A 17850-nucleotide genomic window follows, 5' to 3' on the forward strand; every position below is an offset into this window, starting at 1 on the left:
TGAAGAAACGAAAATGGATACGACTGAATTGGCGAAACCATCTGCGCAGCAGATGGCATGGCAGGATTTGGAGTTCGGGATGTTCTGCCATTTCGGCATGAATACATTCTGCGATCAGGAATGGGGCGAAGGGAACGACTCGCCGGAGCTGTTCAACCCTGTCAAGCTGGATGCCCGCCAGTGGGTAAGGACGGCAAAACGGGCTGGATGCAAATATTTAATCTTCACGGCGAAGCACCATGACGGCTTCTGTCTGTGGCCGACGGCAACGACCGATTATTCGGTCAAGTCCAGTCCGTGGAAGAACGGCAGCGGCGATGTCGTGCGTGAGGTTGCGGACGCGTGCCGGGAGGAAGGCTTGCTGTTGGGATTGTATTTGTCGCCATGGGACCGCCATGAGCCTTGTTATCCGGACAAAGACGCGTACGACCAATTCTATGCCGAGCAGCTGACGGAATTGCTTACGCAGTACGGACCGCTTGTGGAGGTATGGTTTGACGGAGCGGGCTCCCAGGGAAGAGAATACGATTGGCCGCGAATAATCGGATTGGTGAAGCAGCATCAGCCCGATGCGATGATATTCAACATGGGCTCCCCGACCATCCGCTGGGTCGGCAACGAGGACGGGGTTGCTCCCTATCCTTGCTGGAATACGGCCGAATCGGCAAGAGAGAGCATGTTTACCAGCGATATGCTTACCTGGATGGAAGGGACGCCGGCCTGGGTGCCCGCGGAATGCGATGTGCCGATCCGCAGCCGTCATTGGTTCTGGCATCCCAATGACGAGAGCAGCCTGCACAGCCTGGAGCATCTGCTCGACTTGTATTACCGTTCGGTCGGTCACGGCGCAACGCTGCTGCTCAATGTGGCGCCTGACGACCGGGGACTGCTGCCGGACGTCGACGCGGAGCGTTTAATCGAGCTCGGCGATGAAATCCTCCGCCGGTTCGGGGCCGCAATTGCAGCTGCGGCAGGCGAAGGAACGGAAGTCACACTGGAACTGGAGGAGAGCCAGACTGTGGACCACGTCATTCTGATGGAGGATATCGCCCATGGGGAGCGGGTAAGAGAATACGTGCTGGAGGCGTTCCGGGAAGACCAGTGGGTGGAGCTTGCGGTTGGAAGCGCCATCGGACACAAGAAGATCGACCGATTCGAGCCGGTCCTGGCAAGCCGGCTGCGCCTGCGGGTTACAAAGCATGCGGCGGAGCCGGTTATAAGGCGATTCGAAGCTTATTGCGTGAGCGGACAGCAGTAGTCGAGCGATAAATAAAGGGGAAAGCCTGGAGCAGACGAAGCTTAAGCTTACAGCTTACCTGGACGAAAGCGGGGAAACGAATAAAGTGAAGATCGGAATAAGTTCATACAGTCTGCTGCCCGCATTGAAATCGGGAAAGATGACGATTCTCGATGTGGTACAGTGGGTGAAGGATCATGGCGGCGAGCATCTGGAACTGGTGCCGTACGGATATTCGCTGGTGGATCATCCAGAGCTGGCCGATGCCTTGAGAGAGCGGGCGAGAACGCTCGGGATCGAATTATCGAACTATTCGATGCCCGCCAATTTCGTACAGGATACGCCGGAATTGTTTGAAGCGGAGCTTAATCGCGTCAAACTACATGTTGATCTTATTCACCGGCTCGGCATGCGTCACATGCGTCATGATGTTACAGCATTTACGCTGCCGCCGGAGAAGATGACGATTCATTACTTTGAAGAGCATTTGCCGGAGATCACTCAGGGCAGCCAAATCATCGCCGATTATGCCGCCGGTTTCGGCATTACGACAACGATCGAGAATCATGGCTTTTCCGTCCAGTCGAGCGATCGGGTTCAGCGGGTGCTGCGCCAGGTGAATCGTCCGAACTTTTCCACAACACTCGATATCGGCAATTTTATGTGCGTGGACGAACCTTCGCTTGTCGGCGTCAGAAAGAATTTGCCGTTTGCTTCATTGATTCATATCAAAGATTTCTATTTCCGCCCCTATTATGAAGACCCCGGCGAAGGCGATTGGTTCACAACCTCGAACGGAAATTATTTGCGGGGCGCCATTGTCGGTCAAGGCGATATTCCAATACGAGAAGTTCTGCGGCAAATCAAACAATCCGGCTATGACGGCAATATTACAATCGAGTTCGAAGGTATGGAAGATTGCGAAGCGGGAACGAAGATCGGAATGGATAACGTAAAGCGTATCTGGAATGAAGTATAAACGAAGTGCCTGGTGCGGCCAGGCGGACTCGTGCAGATACCGCGACATGATATAAGTAAAGGAAAGGCACCCAAGCGGGTGCCTTTCGATTTTTCTCTAAAGACAGACAACAGGGACGTACAGTAAAGGGTCTCCTCAAATGCTGTTCCGATATCCAAACGACTGCGGAGGCAAGCATCACCCATACGTTGCAGTCGTCGTCCCTTGGCCGCTAGTGTTGTAAAAGTCGCATTTGCGGGTCAAAACGGGATTCTTTTTGTACTTATTACGTAGTCATGTTCGGCTGCCCACTTCACGAGGCCATTCCAGAAATTTTCACAAGCAGAAACGATCTTTGAAGGTTCTGATAACTCTCCAGACATAACCATTCGCACAATATTGTCGAATCCTTCTGGACGGTTAGGCAGTTCCAATGCTTCCGGTAAAACCATTGAGCCGGTCGAGAAAAGTTTTTGGTTGTGCAACCCGACTAGCATAGCTCCGTATTGGGAAAACTCCACTGCCAAGTATGGCAAGTAGGTGTGTGGGCCATTTAGACTGGCATTCCTAAGTTTCCCAACAAATTCGTACATTTCCCCTACAAGGACTTCATTGATTGAAAGTCGGAAATCTTCCCTTGTTGGTGATTCGGCAACTTCCTTCAATCTTGGGAAAAAGCCTTTTGGATCATACAGGCTAAGTTGAGAAAAGAATGGCCCATGCGTCAATGGCCAACTTCCTTCAATAGTAGAGGCTGTTTTAAGTAGAACGTCTGCACTTTGGACGTCCACTTCTGCTTTCCAAGGCCCCGCCGACCATTCATAGCTAAAATCTACGGATTCGCTGGATTCACTTAGTACGCAAAACATCTCAATGTCTGAAAAAGGGCCGTCCGTACCTCTGGAAACAGAACCGTAGACTCCAATGGCAAGGATTTTTTCGCCGTACACCTCGTGTAATCTCGAGGCAATTTCGTGGCAGGTTTCAAGTCTTTCGTTTCGAGATATATTTACAGGTCCATTCATGTGCATTAGTGTGCATCTCCCTTTGATTTATTTGGGTGAATAGTCACTAACACATGGATGGAGGACCTCGGGCTTAACGGGGGACTTTTTTTGGATGCATTTGATCTCCTCCCACAAAGTTTTCTTATGGAAATTGTACCCAAGACAAGCTGCTTTGACAAGGTATGGGGCGTGGTTTACAAAAAACTTGCCGTTACAGACAGAGCGGTGAACCGTATCATAAGTAAAGCGAGTTTTATTCGATACACAACGGGGGTTTTCATATCCCAAAAGTGAATGTTTATATTAAATCGTTTTTGATGTACTATTTGGTAGATAAAAGGGATTAAATATTTATTTTACGAGAGAAAACAGAGAATGGAAGTCTCATATGTTTCAGTTTACCGGGGTAGACTCGCTAAATGAGTATCAAAGGAAAGTCACTCATGTTTATGGAAACGAGGCCGAACAAATGCGCTTTAAATGGATTTATCTTATACTTTTGAGTGCTTTGGCGATTAGACTCTACTACATTTTTGGCAACTCGTTCCCCCCTCTGGCCGAAGATGCAATGTTCTACAGCAAGATGGCGAAGCAATTTCTGGAGACCGGGATACTTGGCTATAATTCAACAGAGCCTAATAGCTTTGTCACGCCTGGGTTTCCGCTGGTTCTCTCCGCAGTGTACGGGTTATTCGGTACCGCTCAGCTGGGGTTTCAACTCACACAAGTTGCGTTCAGCGTACTCACGATATGGGTTGTCTATCGGATCGCCCAAAAGTATTTAAGCGAGACGTTCAGCTTAATTAGCGCTGCATGCATGGCCATTTATCCAGGTTTTATTTATTCCAATGGACTGCTTCTGACCGAGGTTACGTTTACGTTGCTGCTGGCCTCATTTTTGTTATTGCTGTTGGAGGGCTTACAGAGGGGCCGGAGTTCGATATTAATTGCTGCCGGAGTTTTGCTGGGATTCAGCGTCTTGGTCCGGCCGACACCCGCGATTCTCGTCCTGCCCCTGGTTCTTTATTTCGCAATTCAGCTTCCATCCAAAAAGCTTGTTTTTCGAGCACTGTTCTATGTCGGTTTCAGTTCATTTATCGTCGTTCTTCCGTGGTGGATTCGAAATTCCCTGTTATTCGGCGAGCCCGTGTTATTTACTACTTCCGGAAACAATCCTTTACTGTGGGGTGTCCATCCTTACTCCATTGGGTGGGAGAATACTTTCTATTCTATTTATCTAATGGATACCACTGAGCTTGAGCGGAATGCATTATGGGGTGACAGGGCGAAAGAAATGTTCCTCTCCCAGCTTCACCAGGCAGGATTTATCAAATGGTTTCTAATTGGCAAGCTAAACGCTTTCTGGAGGATCCCTTGGGTCGAAAACGGAGAGATTGCCCACATGTTCGGAAAATGGCGGAATCCTCTGCACCTGTTGTTCGTTGCGGGAGGCTGGCTGGGCTTAATGGCAAGTGTTTGGCGCAAGCATGCGATCGCTTGGCTGGCGTTGGTTATCGTTATTTATACCATTATGCATCAAATCATGCTGCCTATTCCCCGCTATGCTTACCCCATAATGCCTTACATGATTATCTTTTTCTGTTACGGAATGAGCCAGCTTTATGATGCGGTAAACAAGGGTGTAACAAAGGAGAATCGACATGCTTTATAAAGCTTATGCTGGAGTTATCCTTGTATTTGCCACTCTTGTCTTATACAGTGTGTTTATATTCGACCGTGATAGAGGAGAGCAGGAATGGAGGCAGGCTCAGGCAGAGAGAACTGCAGAATTCGTATTCACAAATTTTGAGGATTGGACGGTTTACAACATCAGCAAGAAGGAGAGCGAATGGACCTCTACGACAAATGACCCGATCTTGATCGGCCCTTCTATGGAGATCTCTCAAGCCAAGCAAACTTATTTTCGCATCCAGCTATCGGTAAATGGCGAACGTGAGGTTCAAGTGTTTTGGAGGGGAGCAGGAGAATCATTTTCGGAAGCGAAAAGCAAAGTATTCTCCGGCAAGACGATCGAATCGATGGTCGATGGCGATGTTGAACAGCTTCGAATCGATCCTGCTATGAAGCCAGGAGCGGATTTCATTATGCAGGAGGTACGTATTGAGAAGTATCGCTAGCCCTTCTGCACTTGCCGAAATGACTATGTTAAAGAAGAAAGGATGATAGAAGTGCCAAATGATAGCCAAGCTCATCCTCCTACTGGTTCTGTTAGAGAAGTTGGTCGTTATCCGATCGATCTGACAGGTCCACGCAGTCACACTCTTGTCATTCAGCCCGGTGTGGGCAGTCTATCCCTTGGACCGTCGCAATTGGGGAAGAAAGCAGACCTTCATGTCGCGTCTGATGCGCACATCGATTGGACCGTATTCAATGTCTTTGCCACACCGGCGGGCTCTCCCTGGCCGCGTTTTCTGCATTATACCGGCAGTGACACAGGCTTCTTTGACTGGGCGAAGAAACGTCCCATTGAAGAGATGACATGGACTCCGATCCTGTCCGCAGACACAGTGGTGGACGCCAGCGAGTCCAATTTGCATGGCTTGAATATTGAGTTGGACAAGTCAACGGGGCCTCTGAGCCTGAAACTTCCGAAGCGGCATTTCCGCTTGAGTGTGTCCGGCGAACTATCACGCTTCTCGGCCACAGGCGATATGCCCAGTTCGCTGACACTGGCACCACGCACCGGCCGACGCAGGAATGATCCTCCTTTCTTGCTGCCCGACCTGGGTGAGCTGCAACAGGTGACGAGCCTGACGCTGCAGAACACACCGCTGGGACAGCCCATATCGTTGGGGTGTCTAAACCGGTTCCCGAACCTTAACTCACTGAGTTTGTGGGGGAATTTCTGCGACCTGGAGTTATTAGCTCATCAAGCCCAGTTAACGAGTCTGGAGCTGCGCTTCATGCCCGATCTGGAGGAGTTGCCGGCCTTGAACGCGTGGCCGTTGCTAGACAGATTTATCGCCTACAATGTGGAAGAGACCGCTGGCAAGCGTCTCAAACAGCAAATGAAAACACGCGCCAAAACCCGCCCGTGGACATACCATGCTTCAGTGAGCCAATTACGAAAGCCTGAGTGGTGGACGGCCGAGTTCGGCCGCCCGTTCTCTTCCTGGCCTAAACGTCTGGCCAAGCCGGCTAACGAAGCTTACAATATTGCAAAGGCAGCCTTGGCCGAGGCCCGCAGCTTTGCCGATGCCGAGGCAGCCATTACCGCTTTCACCGTGCGCTTCAACACCCTCAAAGGCATCGAAACCACCGAACGGGAAGACCTTGGTGAAGCGGTATGGCAACTCAGCCAGTCTGACCACCTGATTGGCGGGCCTATAACGGAGGAGATGGCTCAACGCTGGTTCGATGCAGCGCGCGAATACTAACTAAAATGAGAACATGAAGGTAAAGAAGGGGTTGACCGGTGATTACCGTTTATGAGGAACAGCGGAAAGGAGCTATAGTATGTTCAATCTAAAAGGTATCGGGAGATTCGAGGAGCTGCCGGAAATCGCGTTGCACATTTACAAAGGAAATATTCCGGCTTTGCAGGCTGCAATTGCAGCAGGCTGGAATATTGAAGATGGCATCGTACTTAGCAAGCATACCACATTAAGTCCGCTCGATCTGGCGCTTATATTGCAGAGAATGGATGTTGTAAAGCTGTTGGTCGATCACGGCGTCAACCTGAATGTCCATCATAATCCGGCTTTTCTGCGAGCTGTTCGCTATTGCAAGGGGGACATCGTTCGCTACATTGCAGCGCAAGGAGCCAAGATGGACAAGCTCAATCAAACGGGATCAGGCGCATATTCACAGGCCTACTATGGCAACAAAAATAATATCCCGCTCATTCATGAGCTGGGATTAGATATGAAGCTGCATGGCGGTGCTGTATTGCGTCAAGCCGTATCGGACCATGACTATAAGACACTCACGTATTTGCTCGATCATGGGGTGGACATCAATTATAATAAACCGGATATGGTCTATCCGTATCAAGCGACCCCGTTAACCGTTGCCGCGCGCATGGGTAATATGGCTATGGTCAAATTTTTGATTGAACGCGGTGCTGATGTGACTTTTGCGGAAAAGGACGGCGAGCGGCCGTATACGATTGCGGTCAGCAATAAGGATAAAGCATTGGCTGAATATTTGAAATCGCTGGAGCTGGAAGAATTACATAATATGGAAAATGAAAAATATAAGTTGAAAAAATATAAATTGACCGATGAGCTGGTCAGCTTTCTTACCGGAGACAAGCTGCGCCATGAGCTGGCGCAAAATGAATATGAAATCGGGTATATCGAATTTTTCACATTAACCGATACGATTGAGATGAAAGTTGGCAGGCAAAAGCTGCTGCGTCTGTCAGCCGATATCGACGATTACTCCGATCTGCAGCTAGTGTGGAATCCGAAGAAAAAAGGCCTGATAGGCTGTTATGACGTGGAGCATCAGGTTTATGCGGATTTATGCAGCTTCACAGAGTTTCTAGCGCAGCCTGAAATATACCTCATCAGGTTTCTTGAAGGAGAGCTGTAAATGAAGAACCGCTGTTTGTCACACTAACGCTGGTAGGGGAGCAAGTATAAGTTAATGGAAAGCGATAAGAGGAGGCCATCCCGTGGTGAAGAAGATCGGCCAAACGTTGTCCCGGATTATCGAGGAACCAGTGATGACCGCCGGATATATGAATGAGGACTTGTTTGAGTTGTCTTTTTTCGAGAATGGAGGCATTCAAGCCGAAAGGATCTTTTGTGAGCAGTGGATGAGGGAAGAATATGAGGAACTCAAGGAAGAGCGTATTAATGATGACTACCTGCGGAAAGTGCTGGATATCCGTAAAGAGAATTTTGACGACTTCATTAGCATGACGAGTCCGGAACAAGCCGTAGATAAGCTGTCAGAACTTGTAAGCATGTCTTTATGGAGTGATTCGAAGTGGATACCGCACGAAGAAACGCTCAGAAAACGATTTAGGAAATATGAATTTTGAACATATATGAGCTGAATATGCGCGCTTCCCTGCTTTAGACAGAGATGATGAAGAGTGGTGAACCAGAAATGGACAAATTAAAGAACAGCGGATTTTATAAGCTTAAATTCTTCATACGGCCGGAAGAGTTCAAAAGCGTTTTGAAGCTTTTTGAACATAAGCAAGCGCAATTTCATCTTACCAACTATGACCGGACAGAGCATGATCAGAATCAGGTGTATGAGGCTTATCAGACATTTTATCAGTATTTTGCGGCAGAGGAAAAAAGCAACGCTGGTCACCCCTTCTTTGTTTATTCCATTTCTGTTGCATCTGATCATGAAAGCTCCGGATTTTTTGCGAGAAATGAAGGTGTCCATTTTCCATATTGCGGACAATGGGCAGAGGATGAACTTCCGTGTATCTTGCTTTCATTTCCAAAAGGCTTTCAAATTGAAATGGAAGATGAAAAAGGGAAGTATTATATCTATGAGGATATCCGGAACCATAAACCGTTAACGTATTCGTTCTTCGATGAGATAACGGGCACTATTAAAAAAATGACAAAGCCGCTTCGCTTCTCGGCTCATGACGCAGATGCTATGAAGGAGCAAAAGCCTTCGGTGCGTATAAGCCATGATGCGATTCACGACTTGAGCAAATCGTGGATTTTCAGTAAATATGGACTTGTGATCCATGGCTAATGACGACCAGGCCGCCGATTAATTCGACGGCCTTCTGCCGGGCAGCCGTTTTCCGGATCGGCCCCGGCATTGCAAAGTCGCTGATCGTGTTCGGCTGCATAAATAATGAGGTGCTTAGGACCCATAACGGCGTCCGTTCATATAAAAATTGTCCTCTCGGCCGACCCGGAAGGAAATCTCCAGATCGGGTATGCCAAGCGACCGGACATGCCTATCGATCGCCTCGGCCATATTATCACGCACTTCGTCCCCCCGCTCAAACCACCATACGTCGATGAAAGGGTACGAATCGGTATATTTCCCGTCGAAGATAGCGGTGACGTGCAGGCACTCTAAGGTGAAATTATCCGTTCCGCACTTACATATTGCGGCCATCTCCTCTACGAGAGGTATGCTAATTGCGCGTATGCCCTCGGCTGGAATTCCTCTAAAAATTAATTGCGGCATCTAATATCCTCCTGTGATATGGCTTTTTTAAAATTAGGGCGATGGAAAGGATCGCTCTTTTTTATGTGGGTCCCGTAACAAAAGATTAAATCAAAATAGGTCAAGATGCTAGTCTTTATTGAATCTTCCTGGCTCAGGATACGATGCATCCAACCTCGGCCGATGTTGACAGACACTTTATATAGGAAACGGGGACCTGGCGGCCTGTTGTTCCGCATGTTTCCGGTATTGTCCGGGCGTGACGCCCGTCGTTTTTTTGAACGTGCGTATAAAATTTTGAACGGAAGTATACCGCAGTTTTTCGGCGATGTCCTGAAGCTTGATCGTCGGATTGTCCAGCATCTCTGTTGCTTTCCGCATCCGGTAAGCAATAACATAGTCCACGAACTTCTCCTCGACGATCTGCTTGAATATTCGGCTGAGCTGAACGGGATGAATATGGACGAGATCGGAACAGAGCTGTAAGGAGATATCTTGATCGTAACGGGCATGGATATAATCCAGCACTTCTTGTACGATGCGGATTTTCTCGGCCGTTTGGTCTTCCGGCTTGGGTGTCAAGAGCGGGATGATCACCGTTTTGAAATAATGATTCATATCCGATATCGTCGGCTGTTCGGCAAGGGAGAGCAGAAGCGGTTCGATCGTCTCCGGCGAGATAGCCTTGTTCTGTTGGTGTTTAGCCGCTTTGATCAAAGACGCAAAAAGCCGGGTGAAGAAGCCGGTGACAAACTCCCTTGTCATTTCGTATCCGTCCTTCATCGTCTCGGTCAACAGATCGAACGTCTCTAAAGCTTCTTCGATTCGCCACGCTTGCAAAGCCGCGCATATTTTCGCTTCTTGCTCATAAAGAACGTCCACCTGAAAAGCCAGCCGGGGTTCAAGCGCATTCATTAGAATGGTTTCTTTATCGCCCAGCAGAAAACGATAGCGCAGTGCTCGGACCGCTTCGATATAGGCATCGTGCACATCCGGTATTCCAAAGCTTGAATGACTTGCAGCGATAAAAACCGGGAAAGGCAGGTGACGGCGAAACGCACTCAACATCTCGTTTCCATATGTCCGAAGCAATTCATTGCCGGGAGGATGCGCCATAGGAATCAGAACGGCGAATAAGCCCGGATGCATGGTCAGAATATGAGGGATCAGACTGTGTAAGCGCAAGACCTCCTGAGCGATATTCTGTATGCAATAGAAAAATAAATATTGGTCGGTCCGCGAGTATGTCTTATCGAGCATCAACTGATCCGTCTCGATTAGAAACAGAGCGTAGTGAGCTTCTCCTTGTCCGGCTGCCCAGCCGGTCATGGAGGCGGAATCCTGAGGATTACCGAGCAACAGCTGATGTAAACGGTAATTTTCCATATGCGCGAAGTAGGCGGCAGCTTCTTCCGAAAGCTTTTGGTTTTGCTCCATCACGCGGCTTACAAAATGATCGAGCCACTGAATTTCATCTCCGACGCGCCCCTCCGTCTGCCCTTTGGAAAGTTTGCCGGCAAGCCGCTGTACAGGTTCGTAAATATTACGGGACGCCTTCAATGCGATGAATATGGCGATTAGAATAAGTGCGAGACTGATAAGTAGAATCGTATACAAGGTTTGCCTGGGCTTCGAAGTCAAGGCATCCATAGGAATCGAAATGATATAATTCCATGCTTTAGTACCGGAGGGCAGCGTGTAAATCAAGCGTCGTTCACCCTCCAAATCTGCCGTATATTTTCCGATGGCGGGAAAATCGTCGTCGGAGCCGCCGGAGTTCGAGAGACTGTTCAGCTCCTGAACGATATCGTTGTTCAGACGGTTTCCGATGGCATCCGGGTTGGAGTGCATGAGTATGTTGCCGTCTCTATTGGCGATAAACATGGATGATGACGGGTATTCGGGAGGCAGCGTCAACAGCCGGCTTAGCTCGCTCGCATCGAAGTAAATGATAATGGCTCCACCTAGCGAGTTGCCCGTGCTTTGCATGAAAGGGCATATCACTGTAATGACCGGCTTCGTAAATCGTTCGTTTACTTGAAGTCCCATACGCGTATCGATCCATCGGCTGCCGATCGGATGGTCACGGGATTCGTTCAGCACCTTGGGGTCGTTGAATTGGTCTTCCGTTAGGATATTTCCGTCGGAGGTCATAATTTTTTTGTAATGGGGCGAATAAAAATCGACTTCCAGCGCCTGGCCCATACCGTTTTTCACGACGTTAAGCATGTCCCCCAACTGCAGAACCATTTTCCAATTAGCCGGGACAAGATCCTCATTCGTAAAACGATTAAGTGTAGCGAGATTATCGGAATTGTAATTATGGTAGGTGAATTGAAACAGCAGATCGTTCAGCCGTCTGAAAACCCCCTCCATTTCTTTTTCGTTCTGCCGCAAAAAATACATATTGGATTGATAGGCTTGATCAAGAATGATAGACGACGTAAATCTTGCGGTGAACAGTCCGATAACGGCTACGGGAATACTGGAAAGAAGCAGCAGGCTGACCAGCAGCTTCTTTTTCATTTGATGGCCGGAGCGCATCCAGGTCCACAAGCCTTGAAGCTTCTTCATCATGAGAGTCAACTCCGGTAGGGGATTATCGCAATATGCCTAATTTCCATTTCCATTATAGCATCAAGCATTCCCGTCAATGGAAGTGTCATCATTTTCACATGTATCATTTTTTAGCAGCAATACGCTGCGGAGGCTTTCGATAAGGATTAAAAAGTGATTATTGATTGTCACGGAAAAATCCGCAATGATGGGTTCATGTCATCGATGACGCTTATTTTGCCGCAAAAACGGACGGAAGCGGGAGGGAACCGATTGGATGTAACGACAAACGCGGGGGCTCGAATAATTACAGAAGCTCGTAGGCGGAAAAGAGGCTTTCGCCGTTTTCGGGATGAGAAGTACTTGTGGTTATTGGTTTTGCCGGGGCTGATTTATTTCGCCGTGTTTAAGTATTTGCCGATGTTCGGCATTGTGATCGCCTTTAAGGATTACAATCCTTTCACGGGCATTTGGCGGAGCCCCTGGGCCGGCTTCGAATATTTTCAGCGCATGGCGGACAGTCCCGATGTTTTGCGCGTTTTATGGAACACGATTGTGCTCAGTTTTTATCAGATCGCCTTTGTGTTTTTCGTACCGATTGTTTTGGCGCTGATGATTAACGAGGTGGCTTCTCCGTGGTTGAAGCGGCTGATCCAGACCGTCATTTATTTGCCGCATTTTTTGTCCTGGGTCGTCGTGGCGGGCGTTTTTTACCTTCTGTTCAACAGCAGCGGGAGCGTGACCGGCATTCTCGCGAGCCTTGGCTTTGACAATGCGAATGTGCTGACGGATCCGGCGATGTTCCGGCCGCTTATTATTTTGCAATCGATCTGGAAAGAGGCGGGCTGGGGGACCATCATTTATTTGGCTGCCCTCCTGGGCGTCGACCCGGAGTTGTACGAAGCGGCCAAAATCGACGGTGCCGGACGTTTCCGCCAAATGTGGAATATTTCGCTTCCGGGTATTAGAAGCACAGTTTGTATCCTGCTTATTCTCCGGATGGGGAGCGTGCTGGATGTCGGCTTCGAGCAAATTTTTCTTATGCTGAACCCGCAAGTATCCCATGTCGGTGAAGTAATCGATACTTATGTATACTTCCAAGGGATTCGTCAAGGAAACTTCAGCTTCGCGGCAGCCGTCGGCTTGATGAAAGGGATTGTCGGATTGTTCATGATCGCATCGGCTAATTGGCTGACCAGGAGATTGGGCGAGAAGGGGTTATTTTAATAAGTATAAATAGAGGAGGTCATTCTATGAAAGTTCCGAAACTAGCAATCACGGCGGTGAGCGTTCTTATGGCAGCAAGCCTGCTTGCCGCCTGCGAGCCTTCCCCTGCAAGTAATCCGCCGTCGCCGGTTTCTTCCGCAAGTCCGAAAGCGGACGACATGAGCAAGAAATATGCGGTGAAAGCGATGACGATTTTGTACGGGAATCCACCGGAGGCGTCCGGCTACGGGATTCAGGCCATCAACGAGCGGTATAACATCGATTTCCAATTCAACGCGGTTCCATCCGGCGATTATAACAATAAGCTTGCAACCGCGTTCGCATCCGGGAATATTCCGGACATCACTTTAATGGAGGATATTACTCAAACGTTCTATAACTATGCGGAGGCAGGAGCTTTTTTACCATTGGAAGCATATATCAAGGATTACCCCAACTTATCCAAAATTCCGCAGGATGTGCTCGATCTGATGACGTATAAAGGCCATCTTTATGGAATTCCGCGTATTCGGGCGGCTTCCAACTGGGTACTGTCGATCCGGAAGGACTGGTTGGACAATCTCAATCTTCCGATTCCGACGACCTACGAAGAATTGACGAACGTCATGAAAGCGTTCACGGAAAATGATCCGGACGGTAATGGCAAGAAGGATACCTATGGTATGGCGATGTCTTACGCCTCCGGATTTATAAGCAGCGTTGCGGCGTTCACGCCGACCAAGGTGATGCCGTTCCAGTCGTGGGTGGAGGACGGGAAGGGCGGAATTTTGCCGGGCTGGGCTGCGCCGAACGGGAGAAAGCTTGTAGAGCTTGTGACCGATTGGTACCGAAACGGGTATATCAGCAAAGATTTCGTACTGATGAAATCAAGTCAATCAGAAGAAGATTTCTTGCTCGGCAAGGCCGGGATTCACGGCGATTTCGCTTACTTGGCCTACTCTCCGGAGCGGTTGAAGAAGGCAAGAGCCGCCAACCCCAACTTTCAATGGGACGTCGTTCCTCCGCTGACTGCGTTGGACGGAACGGAAGGCTCGTATTCCCTTGGCAACGGGTTCTATGGCTTTAATGTTCTATCGGCGAAAGCCGGCAGCGACGAAGGGAAGGTCCGCCGACTGCTGAAAATACTGGACGACCAAATGAATGCGCCGGGCATCGTGCCGTTCAGCGATGGGCAAGAAGGTGTGCATTTTACAAAAAACGCCGACGGGACCAAGTCGTACACGAGCTTGGGCAATTCGGAACGGCCCGGCTTATATTTGCTGACGAATCCGATTCCGGAAGGGGATTACCTCTTATCTCCAAGCCTGCCCGACGAGATCAAACAAATTCAGAAGAAAGCATATGATACGGCACTATCCGGAACCCCGTATAAGGACGCGAGCCTCGGAGTGATATCCAAAACGAAAATAGATAAAGGCGAGGAGTTATCCAAATTTTTGCTGGACGGGGTCGTTAACATCATCGTCAATGGGGAGCCGATCGCCAACTACGATAAGTTGATCGGGGAATGGAAGTCCCGGGGCGCGGAGCAAATGATCCAAGAGATGAACGAAAGCTACAAGTCTAAGCACGCAGAGTAAAGATTCATCCGGCACGCTGCGAGTACGGGGTTCTCCCTTCGATCCCCGTTGTCTCGCAGCGTATCAATCGAAAGGAGGGGCGGCCTTTGCCTTCCGCGAAATGGTCTTATCGTATTTTTGACGGAATGAATATGCTCCTGCTGCTGGGCTTTTCCTTTCTGACATTCGTTCCGTTTCTCCATGTGTTCGCCATGTCGCTCTTGTCGCTTGACGACACGAAGGAGTTTCAGCGGTTTCTTCTATGGCCGACACGATGGGATTTCAGTTCCTATCGGTATATTTACGACACCCAAATCTTTTTTAGCAGCTTGAAAAACACCGTATGGATCACCATTGTCGGTACGCTCATCAACATCGCGGTCACTTCTTCAATGGCTTATTCCTGCTCGCGCCGTTCGTTCAGCGGCAAAAGATGGATCATGCTGATGGTGTTGTTCACCATGCTCTTCAACGGCGGCTTGATCCCGACCTATCTTGTCGTAAACGGCTTGGGGCTTATCGATACGCTATGGGCTATCGTTATTCCAAGCGCCGTGTCGGCATTCAACATGATTGTGCTCAAAGAGTTTTTCGAGGGCATACACGAAAGCATTCTGGAATCGGCTAAAATTGACGGCTGCAACGATCTGAGCATTTTTGTCCGAATCGTGCTGCCGCTATCTTTGCCGGCGCTGGCCACATTCACGTTGTTTTATGCCGTAGCCAACTGGAATCAATATTTCGCTTCCATTATTTATACCAACAGCTCGGATTTATGGCCTTTGCAGGTCCTGTTAAGACAGGTTGTTATGGTTGGTCAAAGCGATATTTTCGGGGCAATCGACTTAAGCGCGCCTCCGCCTCCGCCCATGTCCATCCAGATGGCAACAGTCATGTATACTTCGCTGCCGATTCTAATCTTGTACCCTTTCCTGCAAAAGTACTTCGTCAAAGGAATGACGCTCGGAGCTATCAAAGGATGAGCGAACAATAAAATCCGATTTTGGGGAGGTAACCTTGATGAACGAAAACAAGCGCGTGTTGAGCCGCCGGGAAATGCTAACTTCTCTCGGGATGGCCGGGGCGGCCGTGATGCTGGGCGGTAAGATAGTTTACGGTGCGGAAAGTATGACGGGTGAGCATGGGGACGATAATGAATTACGGAAGCTGCAGCAATCGTCAGCCGTCATGAAACGGTTGGGAAAATTCCGGCTAGGCATGAAGCTGACGTCGGAAAGCGAAATTCTGGAACACGATGACAATGAGGTGACGACCGGGTATCGCTGGGCCGGAGCGCTGCCCCATACAACGGGGGCCGACGATCCGGCAGGCGACGGAGGCATAAGCTCGACCGCATGGGTTGCCGTTTATCAGATCGGGCTGAAACATGCGCTTGCATCCAGCTCTGGCGCCGGTGCTATCGGATACGGCTCCGAAACGGTGCAAGGGACTTTCGATCGAATTCAAAAAAGAACTCTCGTCGATGCGAGAGAATTCGGGTTATCCGCCGACTCCGTAAATGACACGGTGACGCTCATCAACGCGATACGCGAGTGCTATAATAACGGAATGACGCTCAGCATATCCGGCCTCCTTGACTTCGGCGACGCCGAACTGATTATCGATACCCCATGCGATATTTGCGGCAGCGGCTGGTTCAAAGATCTTAAGTTTATCATCGGAGGAGCCGCCAATGGCGATCTGTGGGCGCGGATAGACGGCATAGGGGTGATCGCTTCCGCCGCAGGCGGCGATCACGGCTTCGTGGTCCGAAAAGGCAGGTTCATCGACTTTCTGAATATTCGGGCAAGGCTGGTCGATACGGCGATCAAGGGTGAGTCCTTCACGGATACGGGCAGACATACCGTGGGGCTTATCACGATCGATAATCTTAACGCGCTTGATGTTGGATCCATGGTGAAGCTGGTCAAGCAAGGCGGGGATTTATATGCGTTTAATGACATTAAAATACAAAACAGCAGAGGCTGGTTTTTGCGCGATTACGGGACCTATATCGAACAAATAGACGGTCTGGTGTACGCCGATAATTACACTCACTTCGGGCGCAATATGCCAACCTCCAAAAATCATCTGCGGGTCCAGGATGCCGAATGGTTGAACATCGGAGGAACGAACACAATGTTCGAAGGGGGGGAAGAGGCCGTATACATCAGCGAGGTTGGCCAATTGGCGATCGGCGGTTCTACGCTTATCGGCTTGACCGGGCAAAACAGGCCGGCAAGCGCTTTGAAGATTGCGAACAGCAGCAAGTTCCTTTCAGCCAGCATTGCAGACGGCGCGATTAAATTCGAAAAGCCGTCGCTGCACGGCATCGAAATTTCATCCCCTTCGGGCATGATTCATATGGGATCGGCCCAAGGCGCGATAGATGCAAGAATCGGATCGAACGCAAGTCCGTCTTACTTCGGCACTACCGATCTGTCTTCGATCAATCATTACGGCGTATTCATTTCAGGCGGCGTTGCGGCATATGGAGAATGCCAATCCGATGGATTATTCATCAATGCGGGGAGCGTTTCGAGCAAATTGAAGGATTTCAACGCATCCACTGCCCTTCGAACAAACATGAAAAAGCTTGGAAACAGGGCTGCGGTTGCTTCCGTAACCGTGACAGCCGTTGTGCCCGAGAACATGGGAACGACCATAATCGGCCCCACAGATCTATCGACAATATCGGGCAATACCCCTACCGGAGCCGAAATATTCGTTCAAGCCTATAATGCGGACGGCTCCAAGGTCGCCGTCTACCATTTGCTCTATCGCCGAGCTTCAGCAACTGTGGCGGAAGTCAAAACAGTTTCGTTTAGCGAGGAATCGGCGATCGTTGACGGCACGCCCGCTTTTACTTGGGGGACGTCCAGCTCGGGCTCCTTGCAGGTATATCCGAAATCGAAAACGGGAGGCGGCGGAACGGTTATGGGAAACTTCACTTTTGTCATCTCTTCGATCGGCGGCGTGACTTTCGGTACGAGATAACATCAGAGCCGCTATTTGCTAGATATTAGCTAATAATGACGATGGCTAGGTCAAATAACGTCTTCTCGCTGCTTAGTAGGCACGTTTTAGTGCTTTGTAAGCGGCTTTTTTTTATGATTGTTCGGACTTTTTGGAGCTAAATCAGTTGACTTGGTAAACCCCTCGTGGTACATTGTGCATACACAACAT

At 49.4% G+C, this 17850-nt stretch carries 15 protein-coding genes; 12 read left to right on the forward strand and 3 right to left on the reverse strand.

Annotated elements, in window-relative coordinates:
• Positions 1-13 precede the first annotated feature (13 nt).
• Together IEY46_RS32245 and IEY46_RS32250 are read left to right on the forward strand one after the other, a co-directional pair.
• Entirely contained in the window at positions 14-1258 is a 1245-nt protein-coding gene (locus IEY46_RS32245; protein WP_188999316.1) for an alpha-L-fucosidase, read from the forward strand.
• 85 nt (positions 1259-1343) lie between these two features.
• A complete protein-coding gene (locus tag IEY46_RS32250; protein ID WP_188999318.1) occupies positions 1344-2216 on the forward strand; it encodes a sugar phosphate isomerase/epimerase family protein in 873 nt (290 codons plus the stop codon).
• A 239-nt stretch (positions 2217-2455) separates the two neighbouring features.
• Here the strand turns inward: IEY46_RS32250 and IEY46_RS32255 are convergent, their stop codons facing one another.
• Positions 2456-3226: an ANT(4')-I family aminoglycoside nucleotidyltransferase gene (locus IEY46_RS32255; RefSeq protein WP_188999320.1), complete on the reverse strand. Its 771-nt coding sequence runs from the start codon at positions 3224-3226 to the stop codon at positions 2456-2458.
• Positions 3227-3671: 445 nt separating this feature from the next.
• On the opposite strand from IEY46_RS32255, the gene IEY46_RS32260 reads away from it, so the two are divergent.
• From IEY46_RS32260 to IEY46_RS32285, 6 genes are all read left to right on the forward strand, one after another.
• Positions 3672-4874 (forward strand): glycosyltransferase family 39 protein, encoded by a 1203-nt coding sequence (locus IEY46_RS32260; RefSeq protein WP_229750693.1) that lies wholly within the window; start codon positions 3672-3674, stop codon positions 4872-4874.
• Complete coding sequence (locus IEY46_RS32265) at positions 4864-5340, forward strand: hypothetical protein (RefSeq protein WP_188999325.1); 477 nt, start codon at positions 4864-4866, stop codon at positions 5338-5340. Before IEY46_RS32260 ends, IEY46_RS32265 begins: the two co-directional genes overlap by 11 nt.
• 42 nt (positions 5341-5382) lie before the next feature.
• Positions 5383-6600, forward strand: a complete 1218-nt coding sequence (locus IEY46_RS32270; protein ID WP_188999328.1) for a hypothetical protein — start codon at positions 5383-5385, stop codon at positions 6598-6600.
• Positions 6601-6679: 79 nt separating this feature from the next.
• The gene (locus IEY46_RS32275) at positions 6680-7759 is read left to right on the forward strand and encodes an ankyrin repeat domain-containing protein (RefSeq protein ID WP_188999331.1); all 1080 of its coding nucleotides are present in this window, start codon (positions 6680-6682) and stop codon (positions 7757-7759) included.
• 82 nt (positions 7760-7841) lie between these two features.
• Positions 7842-8213, forward strand: a complete 372-nt coding sequence (locus IEY46_RS32280) for a hypothetical protein (protein WP_229750694.1) — start codon at positions 7842-7844, stop codon at positions 8211-8213.
• A gap of 68 nt (positions 8214-8281) precedes the next feature.
• Positions 8282-8896 carry a hypothetical protein gene (locus IEY46_RS32285; protein WP_188999574.1) on the forward strand — a complete coding sequence of 205 codons (615 nt, stop codon included), beginning with the start codon at positions 8282-8284 and terminating at the stop codon, positions 8894-8896.
• A gap of 114 nt (positions 8897-9010) precedes the next feature.
• On the opposite strand, the gene IEY46_RS32290 is transcribed toward IEY46_RS32285, so the two are convergent.
• Together IEY46_RS32290 and IEY46_RS32295 are read right to left on the reverse strand one after the other, a co-directional pair.
• On the reverse strand, positions 9011-9343 hold the full coding sequence (locus IEY46_RS32290; RefSeq protein ID WP_188999333.1) for a DUF1904 family protein: 333 nt from the start codon (positions 9341-9343) through the stop codon (positions 9011-9013).
• 177 nt (positions 9344-9520) lie between these two features.
• On the reverse strand, positions 9521-11899 hold the full coding sequence (locus tag IEY46_RS32295) for a PDC sensor domain-containing protein (protein WP_188999336.1): 2379 nt from the start codon (positions 11897-11899) through the stop codon (positions 9521-9523).
• Between the two features lie 342 nt (positions 11900-12241).
• Between IEY46_RS32295 and IEY46_RS32300 the strand changes: the two genes are divergently transcribed.
• From IEY46_RS32300 to IEY46_RS32315, 4 genes are all read left to right on the forward strand, one after another.
• Positions 12242-13105, forward strand: a complete 864-nt coding sequence (locus tag IEY46_RS32300; RefSeq protein WP_229750695.1) for an ABC transporter permease — start codon at positions 12242-12244, stop codon at positions 13103-13105.
• A gap of 26 nt (positions 13106-13131) precedes the next feature.
• Complete coding sequence (locus tag IEY46_RS32305; RefSeq protein ID WP_188999338.1) at positions 13132-14685, forward strand: extracellular solute-binding protein; 1554 nt, start codon at positions 13132-13134, stop codon at positions 14683-14685.
• 86 nt (positions 14686-14771) lie between these two features.
• A complete protein-coding gene (locus IEY46_RS32310) occupies positions 14772-15647 on the forward strand; it encodes a carbohydrate ABC transporter permease (RefSeq protein WP_229750696.1) in 876 nt (291 codons plus the stop codon).
• Positions 15648-15684: 37 nt separating this feature from the next.
• Positions 15685-17661 carry a tail fiber/spike domain-containing protein gene (locus tag IEY46_RS32315; RefSeq protein WP_188999341.1) on the forward strand — a complete coding sequence of 659 codons (1977 nt, stop codon included), beginning with the start codon at positions 15685-15687 and terminating at the stop codon, positions 17659-17661.
• The last annotated feature ends 189 nt before the right edge of the window (positions 17662-17850 follow it).

Origin of the sequence: Paenibacillus nasutitermitis, assembly GCF_014641075.1 — a bacterium.
Classification (GTDB): Bacteria; Bacillota; Bacilli; order Paenibacillales; family Paenibacillaceae; genus Paenibacillus_Z; species Paenibacillus_Z nasutitermitis.

Coding starts and splice junctions, on each gene's coding strand:
- IEY46_RS32305 (WP_188999338.1), top strand. CDS start 13,132: ATGAAAGTTCCGAAACTAGCAATCACGGCGGTGAGCGTTCTTATGGCA.
- IEY46_RS32255 (WP_188999320.1), bottom strand. CDS start 3,226: ATGCACATGAATGGACCTGTAAATATATCTCGAAACGAAAGACTTGAA.
- IEY46_RS32285 (WP_188999574.1), top strand. CDS start 8,282: ATGGACAAATTAAAGAACAGCGGATTTTATAAGCTTAAATTCTTCATA.
- IEY46_RS32290 (WP_188999333.1), bottom strand. CDS start 9,343: ATGCCGCAATTAATTTTTAGAGGAATTCCAGCCGAGGGCATACGCGCA.
- IEY46_RS32260 (WP_229750693.1), top strand. CDS start 3,672: ATGCGCTTTAAATGGATTTATCTTATACTTTTGAGTGCTTTGGCGATT.
- IEY46_RS32270 (WP_188999328.1), top strand. CDS start 5,383: ATGATAGAAGTGCCAAATGATAGCCAAGCTCATCCTCCTACTGGTTCT.
- IEY46_RS32315 (WP_188999341.1), top strand. CDS start 15,685: ATGAACGAAAACAAGCGCGTGTTGAGCCGCCGGGAAATGCTAACTTCT.
- IEY46_RS32275 (WP_188999331.1), top strand. CDS start 6,680: ATGTTCAATCTAAAAGGTATCGGGAGATTCGAGGAGCTGCCGGAAATC.
- IEY46_RS32245 (WP_188999316.1), top strand. CDS start 14: ATGGATACGACTGAATTGGCGAAACCATCTGCGCAGCAGATGGCATGG.
- IEY46_RS32265 (WP_188999325.1), top strand. CDS start 4,864: ATGCTTTATAAAGCTTATGCTGGAGTTATCCTTGTATTTGCCACTCTT.
- IEY46_RS32295 (WP_188999336.1), bottom strand. CDS start 11,899: ATGATGAAGAAGCTTCAAGGCTTGTGGACCTGGATGCGCTCCGGCCAT.